This is a genomic window from Pontibacter korlensis (genome assembly GCF_000973725.1).
GTDB classification, from domain to species: domain Bacteria; phylum Bacteroidota; class Bacteroidia; order Cytophagales; family Hymenobacteraceae; genus Pontibacter; species Pontibacter korlensis.
Genome location: NZ_CP009621.1, coordinates 2,172,552 through 2,184,617, shown reverse-complemented (window position 1 = coordinate 2,184,617; position 12,066 = coordinate 2,172,552). Strand labels below are relative to the sequence as shown.

Annotated in this window: 12 protein-coding genes and 1 tRNA gene; 11 read left to right on the top strand and 2 right to left on the bottom strand. The window is 43.8% G+C overall.

All coding sequences use genetic code 11. The features are described 5' to 3' along the window. Positions 1–51: 51 nt before the first annotated feature. A complete protein-coding gene (locus PKOR_RS09505) occupies positions 52–1,221 on the bottom strand; it encodes a cystathionine gamma-synthase (protein ID WP_262501867.1) in 1,170 nt (389 codons plus the stop codon). A 205-nt stretch (positions 1,222–1,426) separates the two neighbouring features. Here PKOR_RS09505 and PKOR_RS09500 point away from each other — a divergent pair, with 205 nt between their 5' ends. The 6 genes from PKOR_RS09500 (at position 1,427) to PKOR_RS23445 (ending at position 5,095) form a co-directional block, all read left to right on the top strand. Further along, positions 1,427–2,149, top strand: a complete 723-nt coding sequence (locus PKOR_RS09500) for a TVP38/TMEM64 family protein (protein ID WP_046310355.1) — start codon at positions 1,427–1,429, stop codon at positions 2,147–2,149. Positions 2,150–2,213: 64 nt separating this feature from the next. Further along, positions 2,214–2,287, top strand: a tRNA-Arg gene (locus PKOR_RS09495). 577 nt (positions 2,288–2,864) lie between these two features. Continuing rightward, positions 2,865–3,434, top strand: coding sequence for a hypothetical protein (locus PKOR_RS09490; protein ID WP_046310353.1), 570 nt, complete (start codon positions 2,865–2,867; stop codon positions 3,432–3,434). Between the two features lie 18 nt (positions 3,435–3,452). Next, the gene (locus PKOR_RS09485; RefSeq protein WP_046310352.1) at positions 3,453–3,698 is read left to right on the top strand and encodes a hypothetical protein; all 246 of its coding nucleotides are present in this window, start codon (positions 3,453–3,455) and stop codon (positions 3,696–3,698) included. Between the two features lie 65 nt (positions 3,699–3,763). Next, on the top strand, positions 3,764–4,105 hold the full coding sequence (locus PKOR_RS09480; protein ID WP_052738792.1) for a helix-turn-helix domain-containing protein: 342 nt from the start codon (positions 3,764–3,766) through the stop codon (positions 4,103–4,105). A gap of 273 nt (positions 4,106–4,378) precedes the next feature. Then, complete coding sequence (locus PKOR_RS23445) at positions 4,379–5,095, top strand: KilA-N domain-containing protein (RefSeq protein ID WP_052738791.1); 717 nt, start codon at positions 4,379–4,381, stop codon at positions 5,093–5,095. 144 nt (positions 5,096–5,239) lie between these two features. Here the strand turns inward: PKOR_RS23445 and PKOR_RS09470 are convergent, their stop codons facing one another. Further along, positions 5,240–5,713: a hypothetical protein gene (locus PKOR_RS09470; RefSeq protein ID WP_046310351.1), complete on the bottom strand. Its 474-nt coding sequence runs from the start codon at positions 5,711–5,713 to the stop codon at positions 5,240–5,242. A gap of 2,498 nt (positions 5,714–8,211) precedes the next feature. Here PKOR_RS09470 and PKOR_RS09460 point away from each other — a divergent pair. The 5 genes from PKOR_RS09460 to PKOR_RS09440 all read left to right on the top strand — a co-directional run bounded on the left by PKOR_RS09460 (position 8,212) and on the right by PKOR_RS09440 (position 12,061). Next, positions 8,212–8,604 (top strand): DUF7674 family protein, encoded by a 393-nt coding sequence (locus PKOR_RS09460; RefSeq protein WP_046310347.1) that lies wholly within the window; start codon positions 8,212–8,214, stop codon positions 8,602–8,604. Between the two features lie 110 nt (positions 8,605–8,714). Then, the gene (locus tag PKOR_RS23440; RefSeq protein ID WP_148561657.1) at positions 8,715–9,425 is read left to right on the top strand and encodes a hypothetical protein; all 711 of its coding nucleotides are present in this window, start codon (positions 8,715–8,717) and stop codon (positions 9,423–9,425) included. Positions 9,426–9,470: 45 nt separating this feature from the next. Next, the gene (locus PKOR_RS09450) at positions 9,471–10,280 is read left to right on the top strand and encodes a carboxypeptidase-like regulatory domain-containing protein (protein WP_158453753.1); all 810 of its coding nucleotides are present in this window, start codon (positions 9,471–9,473) and stop codon (positions 10,278–10,280) included. A gap of 99 nt (positions 10,281–10,379) precedes the next feature. Further along, a complete protein-coding gene (locus PKOR_RS09445) occupies positions 10,380–11,408 on the top strand; it encodes a hypothetical protein (RefSeq protein ID WP_046310344.1) in 1,029 nt (342 codons plus the stop codon). Positions 11,409–11,470: 62 nt separating this feature from the next. Then, positions 11,471–12,061, top strand: coding sequence for a hypothetical protein (locus PKOR_RS09440; RefSeq protein ID WP_046310342.1), 591 nt, complete (start codon positions 11,471–11,473; stop codon positions 12,059–12,061). Positions 12,062–12,066: the final 5 nt, after the last annotated feature.

The following is a 12,066-nucleotide window of genomic DNA, read 5'->3' as shown; positions in this document are numbered from 1 at the left end:
TACTTTAAAAAGACGGTGCCTGCTTTACCAGCAGGCACCGTTCTTATGTAACTATCCAATTGCCTTCTCCAGGTCCGCAATCAGGTCTTCGGCATCTTCTACACCCACGCTCAAGCGGATCAGCGTATCGCTGAGGCCAGCTTTCATACGGTCCTCACGCGGAATGCTGGCGTGTGTCATGGTAGCTGGGTGGCCGCAAAGCGACTCCACGCCACCTAGCGACTCAGCCAACGCAAACAGCTCAAAGTTCTCCAACAGACGGGTGGCATCCTCTACATTATCGCCTTTCAACTCAAACGATACCATGCCTCCGAAGTCGCTCATTTGCTTTTGAGCCACTTCGTGGTTAGGGTGCTCCTCAAAGCCTGGCCAGTATACTTTACTTACTTTCGGATGGTCCCTCAGATACTCAGCTACTTTACGCCCATTCTGGCAGTGGCGCTCCATGCGCAAGTGCAGCGTTTTCAAACCACGTAACACCAGGAAGCAATCCTGTGGACCAGGCGTAGCACCGCAGGAGTTTTGAATAAAGGCTAATTGCTGGTGCAGGTCATCATCCTTCACTACAACAGCCCCCATTACCACATCAGAGTGGCCGCCCATGTACTTTGTTAGCGAGTGCATTACTATATCGGCACCTAAATCCAGTGGCGTCTGCAGGTATGGTGTTGCAAAAGTATTATCAGCCACTAAAAGCAGGTTATGCTTCTTGCACAGCTGTCCGTAAACCTCAATGTCGATGATGTTAAGCAGCGGGTTGGTAGGAGTCTCCAACCAAATCATCTTAGTATTCTCATTGATCAGCTTCTCCACATTGCTCACATCCTGCATGTTTGTGAAATGAAACTTGAGGCCGTAGTTCTGGAAGATCTTGGTAAAGATGCGGTAACTACCACCATACAGGTCATTTGTAGAGATCACCTCATCACCAGGCTTCAGTAGCTTTATAATGGCATCCACTGCAGCCATACCTGAGGAGAAGCACAGGCCGTGGCTGCCGTTTTCCAGTGCCGCCAGTGCATTTTGCAGCTGCGTTCTGGTTGGGTTATGTGTGCGGGAATACTCATAGCCTTTGTGGTCGCCTGGCGAACGCTGCACATAAGTAGAAGTCTGGTAGATTGGCGTCATAATGGCACCCGTGCTTGGATCTGGCTCCACGCCAGCGTGTATGGCTTTTGTTCCGAATTTCATAGTTGATTGTTTGTACTTTCTACGACTTATAAACTCCCTTATTAGGGTTATCTACTGCTTCTTCTGTGTTTAACCGATAGGTAGAGTGATTGTTGCAAGCTAAAAGAAACCCTCCGAAGTATAAAAAAGCAAACCTTGGGCACACCTGCTGCTAATAGATACTTTCAAAGCCGCTAAAATCTTTTGTCCTTTGTCTTTCGTCTAATTCCTGATAGTATCTTACCCAACATACCACATGAAGTTACTCCCGCTGCTGCGAAGCTTTATACGCGACAATGCCTCTACGTTTGTATCCATGCTTTTGCTGGTTGTAGTGCCAGTTGTAGTTAGTTCTACGGCAGCTGTGGTGTTATATAACTACCAGGAGCTTTTGCTGGGGCTGTCGTTTTGGGAGATGCTGCTATACTTTGCCGTAATCTCCATGACCATGGCCTTGGCACTAACACCGACCACTTTTATAGCTTTGATCAGTGGGTTCTATCTAGGCTGGAACGGCTTTGTAGGCATTGTGGTGTCGTATGGTATTGCCGCACTTATCGGCTACAGTATAGCTCAGCTGGTAGACCATGGCAAGATGGTAAGCTTTCTGAACCAGTTTGACAAGGCTCGTGCCCTGATGCAGGAGCTACGCAACGAGAGTTGGAGCCTTATCTTCCTGACGCGAATCTCCCCGGTGCTTCCTTTTGCATTGATGAACTTCGTGCTTTCGTTGCTGCAGATAAACAGGCGCAAATTCTTTCTGGCAAGTATAGTGGGTATGCTGCCCCGCACACTTTTCTTCTTCTGGGTGGGCACTCAGGCCCGTGATGTAGTACAGGCACTACAGAATCCGGACAGCGGACGCAGCGGCCAGATACTGATGGTAGCATTAATTGTCATTTCTATTGGAGGGCTTTACTTCCTGTTCGACAGGTCTTTAGAGCGATCATTACGCAAGGCAGCGGCAAAAAATGAATAATTTTTTCAGAGAGGTCTTGCGTATAAAGAAAAAAGGCCTTTACTTTGCATCACAATAACAGAATGGTCTCGTAGCTCAACTGGATAGAGCATCTGACTACGAATCAGAAGGTTAGGGGTTCGACTCCCTTCGTGACCACTTAAAAATCAGCCACTTACGAGTAAAATCGCTAAGTGGCTTTTTTTATGTACATACAATTTGCATACATTTCGGCTCTCTAGGTATCAGCCCCTCGTTAACTCAAGTTTCATCTCGTACTCGTAAAGGTTGGCATTAGGAGTCATTGTGACTGCACACTTGGTTTTATCGCCCATCTTGTACGCTACAGTCATCCCCTTCACCTCCTTACTTTTCGCAAGGCCGGCCTTCCCATCTCATGTAGCGAAGCCGTAGCTCCATTTGCTGTGAAACTAATTCTTGTTCTCTGCATAAGAGGCTTTGCCACTGAAGGCATCAATCGCTTTGGTCACCACAATTCCATACCGTAGACTGTCCATCCGAAGGCTCAAAGGTTCAATTGCCTTCCTTTAACTTCATATCAAGATAAATACAATTTAAGGTAAGTGGTATGAAAACAAATCTATTAAAGCCTAGGTATATAGTAGGCTAGTTATATATACCTGATTAACGGCAGGATACTACACTATTTTACATTGTCTATTCTCGACCTTGGTTGACAACTGAGGCAAGCAATTCTAAAATTTGGAAAGCAACAATGGAAGCAATGAAAGATAGAATAAGTTTAAGTGATTTCTTAACATTAGTAGAAGAAGAGGTACTTGATAGATTTGAAGTCCTTGACTATATTGAAGAAGTCACTAAGAACCATCAGCCTCATAGGCTTAAAGCACTTCTGGACGAGGTGGACATTCACATCTCTATCCGCAGGGATGAACTAGAATTTGAGTATCGGGACAGAATCATTGCTGCGTTAGACCAATATAGCCTGCAGGGTAAGGAACCGCCCTATAATATAATTACCCTTCCCGGTGCTGAACCGAAAAAGGTTCACGATAAGGACAAGCTATTAAATGGAGCTATCTCAATGGCACTTTATCCTCTATATCAGCTTAAACAAGAAATTGTATCCATATTAAAAATTTCCGTGCCGAACGTAACTCCTAAGCAAGGTCAAGCGCTACATAGATCACAACCGCAACAAATACTTTCGCAGCAAGACCTGGCACCCTCTACAAATGGAGAGTTCGGTTTTTATTACCACCTAACAGAGGATGGGAAAAAGGTGTATCCCATCGTGAAAGAGCTTTACTCGAAAGTGAAATAAAAAAAAGAGTATGCTATCATGCTTGTTGTGTTAAATGAGCTAGGATATTTAATGAACAAGCATTTTACCAATAAGCAGCAGCTAGTTAATGCCTTAGAAACTACCTTTGGGGATATCGGTAGCAGACAGAACCTTTTTACTTATGTAGACAGATATAGTGACGCGCCTGGACCGGCTGACCTTGAAGAACTTAAACGCCACAAACAAAGACTACTCGATGCTATAAGCAAGGCATCTCAACAATCATTTGCAAATAATACGTAAGTAAATCGCAAATACCACATAGAAACTCCTTTATACATTTGCACTGGAACAAATGATAGAGGCGTATGATGGAAAACCCTTTTGCTATTATTGAGAAGCGCATAGACCGTATCGAGTCTATCCTGCTGGACATTCAAGAACGGCTGGATAAAACCGACACTACTCAGCCAACTGGAGATTTCTTAACAGTAGATGAGGCTGCTGCATTCCTCAATGTATCGAAGTCAGCCATCTATGAGAAAACCAGCTCCAGGTCGATACCTCACCTTAAGAAAGGCAAGCGGCTATACTTTGTAAAGCAGGAGCTGGCGGACTGGGTTAAAGCTTCACGCCAGAGGACCGTTGCTGAAATTGAGGCTGAGCCTGCATCCATTATGGTTGTCAGCAAAAGCAGAAGGGCATCATGAGCTTAAAGGATCAAGTACAGCCTAGTATACCACCGAGAGGCTGTACTTGACCCATCCCTCAACCAGTACAAATTAACTCTGGCAGTTGAACGACACATAACGATCATCCTGCACATTATTTTAACTTCAATTGGGATAGATTAATAGAGCAGCTTTGAGAGGCGGAGGGAATTTGACTAACCCATATAAGGTTTCATTAACCCTAGTCTAGTGGATTACCATTCTATGAACGCCTCTCAACGAGTTATCTGAACTTAAGAAAAGGAGGTTAGAATGGAGAAGACTAAAATTTTTCAGTACGGTAGCAGTTTCATCACCTTTAGGCTAGATGATGAGTTGATGGTGAATGCCACAGAAATGGCAAAGCCATTCCCCAAGAAAAGAGTGCATGACTTCATTAGGAGCAAACAAACTGCTACCTACATAAATGAGCTTCAAAGCGAATCGGGAATTCCCGTTTTGGTTGTAAACCGCGGCGGCTCCAATTCCGGCACCTGGATGCATAAATTGTTAGCACTTAAATTTGCCGCTTGGCTATCACCCAAATTCGAAGTTTGGGTTTATAAAAGGATAGAGGAAATTATTATAAATAATTTTTACTCGACTAGCAGGGACCTATCCAACTTATCTCCTGCCCTTACGAAGAAGAAGCTAACTTATAACGTAACTACAATTGGCAAAATGCTTTCCCCTAGCCTGAGCGGAGAAAAGCTAAATCAGTTCCTAAAGGAACAAGGAGTCCAACACAAAACCGATCAGGGTGTTTGGCAGCTGACTGATAAATATCAAAACATGGGGTTAGCTGAGCTTGCCTCTGTAGTTAGACCTAATAGGAATGGAGAAGAAATAGTTGTCAATTTTCACCTTAAATGGACAGAGAAAGGACGTAAGTTCATTTTGGATTTGTACACTAAAGCAAACTCTAAGACTACACTTAGAAGCTTACCCATTCCTGAGCAAGAGGCCGGAGCATGTACTATGGTGGCATAGCCACTCTGTAAAACGTTAGACACATAAGGCTTTCTGCTTTTCTGCAGAAAGCCTTAATATTTTATCAAAAAATCGTACTTATACTAAATACTTTGGGAGGGAAGAAAAGCAGCAAGAGACACAGCAGCTGCTACCTGCACTACCTTACGGGCTTAACCTTAACTCCAGTTCTTCATAGCCCCCCTGGCTCGCCAGCAGGCTCTCCTCCACCTCCTCGCTCAGCGACACCCGGCTGAGCACCTCCCGCCTGTAGCGGTGCAGGTAGTCCGGCACCTGGCCCGTCGAATACGCCTCGTTTACCTCCAGGACGAAGATTTGCTCCAGAAATTTCCTGATGCTGTAGTAGTGCGTGCTCCCCCCGTAGCGGGCGAGCTCGTCGCGGTGGATACTGACGAACTCCCTCAGGCTTGACTTCTCCCGGAGCCGCTCCCCGTTATCCCCCTTGGCGGGGAAAAGGCGCCTGGTAATGACATACCAGATTATAAACAGGGTTCTCTCCCTTAGCCGCTTCTCAATGGTGCGGCTCCACTTCCCACCGCCTTCTGTTACGAGCTCCTTAAGCCTATTGAAGTCTCTGTCGACCCAGTCGACGACCTGCTGCGGAAGATAGATGTACATAGCAAAGCCTTGATCCCTTTATACCCTTGCGTCCCTTGCCTGCGCCCTTAGGGACACTGAAAAAAGTGAACACATATATGGTGGTGGAGAGGGAGTGGGGGTATATATAATACAGTACACTAAGTACCGGTACAGTACGGGAGTGCGTATCGTACGCAAAGGCCAACTTAGGCACACCAGGAAACGTACGGCACTACCCCAACTTCCTCCACTCCCCCTCCACAGGACACAGCGCGTCTGTTTGGCCGCACAATTTACGCCTATGTCAAAAAAGGCGCAAGAGGCAGTGCTGCCACAACGAACTCGGCGCGTAGAAGGGCAAGAACGCTATAGAGGCACGACAGCACTCAAAAAAGCCTCCCAGAGCCGTTTTTTCCGCCCTCTGGCGAGCTTTCTCCCTTAAGATATAGTTCACTCCCACCTGGCACATGAAATCGCTGTAAGCGCTCTTTTTGCGGCATTTATATGCCCTTTCAGGGCGCTCTGCCGCCGCTGGCCCTGTAAACTCTCCCGCATTTTCTAGTTCCCCTATTTAGTACCGCTTGTCCCGGCAGGTCCCTTGACTGTAAGTGAGCCGCCCCTCCCGCCCCCCTCTCGCGCACCCGCAAAAAATTTAACTCCCCGCACTAACCTCCCGCACCCTTTTTTCCTATACTGTATCGAAAGACCGGAAGAGTTTGGCTGGATTCTCTCAGCTTTAGGCTAAACATCCAGCATGTTCATGTGTATCTGTCCGTAGTCTCTGTTCCGCATGAACATTACCCGTGGCTAGAAGCGCTCAGAGCCACAGCCGAGAACAAAGCGAAAGCGGCGAGCAAGGTGCGCAACAACCGATGGACGGCGCAACGATTCGCAAGCCCTGGGATTTTTGGTTGTTTGTCCCCGGGTGCGTGTGGAAACCTCAGAAATGTTTCCCCCGGCAGTTCCCCACCCCTAAGGGAGAACTGTGTGTGTATTCCTAGAAATGTCCCCCCTGTTATAGGGACGAAAAGGAGCATTGAAGGACGAAAAGGTACGTTGAAGGACGAAGAAGGACGTGATGTGACTGAAGTGGTGAGTATCGAGTGAGGGTGACTTAGGTGAGGTGTACTTGAGAGCATTTTGGAGTTTGTAGCGTACGTGTGTCGAAGTTTACTGGAGCTAAGTGGATGTGGTTTTGAAGGTTGATTACGGGCTAGTACTATAGGGAAATTAAGAGCGAGAATAGATATCAAGGTGGAACGATTAGAAACATGACGTGGAGTTCGGGTAGATGTGGTGCGGTATGTAGGCTATTGACCTGGGAGAGATAAAGCGAGAGCGTGTAGAGAAAGAGCAGTAAAACTTTGTTGTAACCTTAAGTATTGACGGAAATGAGAGCGTTTTATTCGGTAAGGGAGTTCAGAGCAGAGCTAAAGAGCAGAGGAGTAGACGTGACGGAGAAAGCGATCCGCCACTACATTGAAAGGGGAAGGTTGAAGGCGCAGAAGGACGTGCTCAGGCCGAGCCGCTGGCTCATCCCGTCCTCCGAGCTGGACAGGGTGACCCCTCTGGCACGGCAGGCTTCGTGAGCTAAACCTGAAACCTTAAAAACGGGCCGGTACTATATGCGCCCTTACAGCCTGGTGAGGGCACCCCTGCCGTTATTTTCTCAAGGGAGGGGGGCACTGTAAGGCTGCCAATTGACGATGAGCACCTTCTCCTCCTCGAGCGGTTGTGACGCAGCTTACTGCTGATCTCCTTCATCAGGCGCTCGCCCGTATCCTCGGAGCGACGGCGGTTGCCAGCCGGGGCCAGTATAGCACCATGCCCAGTGCAAAATGCTAAATCATGGCCGGGAACTCAAAAACGCGCCGACCAAACCCCCAAAAACGAAGCGGAAAGGACAAGAGGGGGCAGAGCACGACCCGCTCACGCCATGCCAGGAGTTGTGCCATCCGAAAAACGGTCTTTTACTTAACGCTCCCTACTACCTGCTTGTTGTATTCTATGTATCTGCCAAGCAATTGCACTATTTTTTATACTAAAAGAAAGTGACAGGGATATAAGTCAGAACTGTGCCTGGTTCTCAGTTTTTGATTCAGATTTGTTTTAAAGCTCGTAGCCGTGTTATAACGCGAATATACTCGTTTATAAACGGATAAACACGGATAGTAAAATTGCACTGAAATATCAGAGATTGCCTCATTGATATTGTTACCTTTTACTGGCATCGCTCCCTATACAAGGTTTTAAAGCCATTACTTGGATGATGATATAAGCTTTTGGCGGTTTTATGCCAGGCATGCGACCTTTCTTGAGCATATCTCGTCTAAAATCAAGTAGGAAGTACTGGTGCTTTGAATAGAATATATTATATTGTAATAGCAAAATATTACGGTGACAACACGTAAAACTGCCTTAGCAGCTTTAAAAGCTAAAAAAAGAGTAGGCAAGACCACCTTCGTACATAGTGCAGATAAGCGTATGTTCACGTATATCCATTAGTTGTACTATATAGAAATCATAGAAAAACAGGAATGTTAAGCGAACAAGAAAGTATAGAGATTATGCTAAAGCTGTTTCCTGAGTTCAAGGACAAGCTTGAAGAACACAGGGATTCTTGGGGAGATAACAAGTATGAATTTGGGTTAGAAATGGCCCAGTTCTCCTCACTTGCCTATGATAAAATAAAAAGCGGAACAGAAGAAGATATAATTAAGCTTGCTGACTTTGCAGAACAGATGCTGGCTGACGGAAATGAAATAGTGCGCTGGGCGGTTAAGTATGAATATTTGGAAAATATTACTAATAATGATGGTGAAAGAGACTTTCCAATAGAAAGATTCACGAAAAAGCTGAAGCCACTCTCTGTTGAGTTCTGCAAGGAGCTTGATAAGGGTTGGGGTACTAAAACCACAGGAATTTATTAAAAACTACATAGTACAACACAATGCTTAAGTTACCTCGCTGACGCTTCGGCACCTTAAGCACGCGGCCGTTGGCAGTAAGCATATTGATGAATCAACAAAAGAAGCGTTCCATGTTAACACTTTACGATAGGATACGCAGCAGTAGATATTTGAACATATTTGCAATAAATCTTAGGTTCCTGATAGGTTTTGGATTCATTCCATCTGGGATAAAGAAAATTGCCAATGTTCCCTTCGCTAATCCTGGTAATACTGGACCTTTCTTCGAGTATTTGGACGCGCTTTACCACACAGGCTACTATTACAATTTGATTGGGTGGGCACAGGTGATTGCGGCCATACTTCTCATCACACAAAGGTTCGCAACAGTAGGTGCTTTAATCTTTCTGCCGATAATTTTCAACATCACGGTTCTCACACTAAGTACAATAGGTTCTTTCACTCCATTTATAGCAACCATGATGCTGTTAGGAATTATCTTCCTGCTGTTCTGGGACTACTATAAGTGGGTAAATGTGTTTAGCAGCGACAACAAGGCGATTGAAGTTTATCGTCCTAATAATTACCCAAGCTACAATAAGGTCTGGATTACCACAGGTGTTAGTATTCTTTTAATTCCGACAGTTGTAATGGGGTTAGCAGAACTAATTAGAAGCTCAACAACAGACCACAACCTTCTTTCTTTGATAGCTCTGTCAACAGTTGTCTTTATACCAGTCGTGGGATTTACTGTTGACGAGATTAATTACAGGAAAATAAGAAGTTCAAAGTTGATTGCTAAAATAGAACAGCCTGCTGCCAACAAAAGCTATAGTGCATAAACGCACCATAGCCCAACCGTTGGCAATAATATTAAAAATGAAAGTTTGGAATCTCTGAGAACATTTTTTACAGTTTTATTACTCGTATCCAGCATTTCATATGTGTTTGGGCAAAAAACTGTTAAAGGGAGAATAATTGATGAAAATTTAGATGAACTGCCAGGTGTCGTGATATACAGCAAGGATACAGTCCTTTTGGGAGAAACTGACATTGATGGATATTTTGAAATCAGTATTCCCAAAGAAACAACAAAACTGAGTTTTAACTTCATCGGATACGAAACCGCTATTGCATCAATTCCCGACACTTGCAATTACCTAGAGGTTGTTTTACTTCAAAGCACCACCTATCACTATAAGTCCAGTAGGAAAGTAGACCGTCTTCGTAAAAAAGAATTTGACAAACTTCCTGAATTGCATAGGGCAGCAAAGAGCAAAGACTTATTCCTTAGAGAGCATCCTTGTTACCGAAGAGAATTTGAACCTATTAAATCAAGACTTGATGAAATCAGTAAGCACCTAAAAGCAAAAAGGCAAGAAAACAGAAGACGTTTCAAAGCCTTGGTAATCGGAGATACTATAAGGATTCCGTTTAGTGGCACTTTCCGGTCTGACGGAACAGACAGAACCTCATTGACCGTTTTCTCTTATGTAGTAGGTGATAGTGATTTTAAGTGTTTGATAGAGGGAGTGGTTCTTGATAAGAACAAGCGTAAGAATGGTTACAACATAGTCTACAGAATCACAAGCACCAATCTCTGTAAATATGATTCAATAATTTACAACGGAAGGGATGTAGTTCCTGGAGAAGTTCTTACTCACAACATGAAGTATTTCAAAATCTTAACAAAATAAATACTATTGCCAACATTGTATAAACATCATACTTCGGCCGACGGTATTGCACGTTGTTTATACGAGGCCGTTGGCGGTAACATAAAGTTATAAAGCTTAATGCAAACAAAGCAATTACAACAATCCAAGAAAAAGAAAAAAAGGCCATTGGATCTCAAGCCTTACCTTGTTGCTATAGGCTTATTTCTTTCATTATTGACAATGTACATTGGGTACAGAGTTTATTCCGCAGACAAGATTCTTATACCATTGAGTGTTTTGGCTTTGCTGAGTGGATTGCTTTTCGAGTATAAAAGGCTTTGCCAGAGCTGGAACAAAGTGCTGCTCACTGCTCTAGGCGCATTTATCTTTAGCTTTATCGCATTTCTTCCTAGCAAAAGAGAGCGTATCTATAGCTTTGAGCATCATATCGAAATGTGGCCTTATGTGTTTTGCTTTATCTTTATAATAATTGCCATTGTTGTTTACGAAAAGAAGATTATCCCCAAACTTACTGAAGGTATTACGCTGCTACAGTCTTTAGCTGTCGTGTACTGGGTGGTCGACTTAGGTATAGTGAACGCAGAATACATGATATTAAAGGTTTTGATGGCAGTTGGCTTATTCTTGTCCCTTTACTCTATCTTCCACGCATTCAGTTATACAGCTTTGTCGAGAACAAACAGGCTGACGCTAAGCATTTGGAGTTCTATTGTTATGGTGCTCTTCGCATTTGACAACGCTTGGAATGTGTACCAAAATGACCAAATAGAAACTACACAAACCCTGCAACATGGAGCTTATGTGGCCCTTCAATATTTTCTTCTAGGCATTTCAAGTATTTACATGGTACAGAACTTCCTAATGGTAACAGGATTCCTCCCAGGCAGAGGGACCTTCTTTAATAAGCAGTACTTTAAAGACATTAAGGCGTTAAAGAGCCAACACATATCCAGATATTCAACTGAGCAGGTTAATAAAGCACATTCTCTTTTATGTATGCTTTTTACATTTATAGTATTTGGGTTGAATTACTATCTTGATCTCTTACCTAGAAATTTCATGATTTGGACAGTTTTTCTTCTTTTTCCAATTACTCTGAACTTGCTCAATATTAAAATAAGAAATACTTCCGCCAACAAAGCATAGCAGTCATGCTTCGGCTGACGCCTCACATCTGCTATACCAGCCCGTTAGCAAATATAAAAATTATGAAGAAGTGGATGTTCCTTATCGCTACGCCAGTTGTGCTGCTTCACAGTTGTACAAGTGCTGAGTCTAAAACAGAAGAAATAGTAAATGAAAATCTATCAATAGTCTCTGACTCTCACTCTCAACAAGTATTCATAAGTGATGCCAAAGAACTTATAAACTTCTATATTGATTCCCTTACTAATCTAACCACAATTACAGGAACCTTAATACAAGAAGAAAAACCCTTTAGAGAAGGATATGCCTATGGCTATGGAATCTTTGCAGACAAAACAGACTCAACCAAATACTATCTCATTTTAGAAGAAACTGTTGAGACTTCGACAACGAACCCACGACCAAATTGGAAAGTTTTAGATGCCTTATCAATTTCTAACTGGACTGATAATCAGATGAACTACAGTCTGAACACTATGTGCAAAGGTTCGGAGTTTACTTTCTTTACGATTGTAAATCAATATACTGGAGATAAGCCAGAGATCTTGAAAGCGTATCGTCTCAACCATAAGCATGGAAAAATAGAACTGGTAGAAAATCCAGTAATCGACTGTGTAAACATCGGGTGTGGTGATGACGAAGACTGTGATTAAAATTA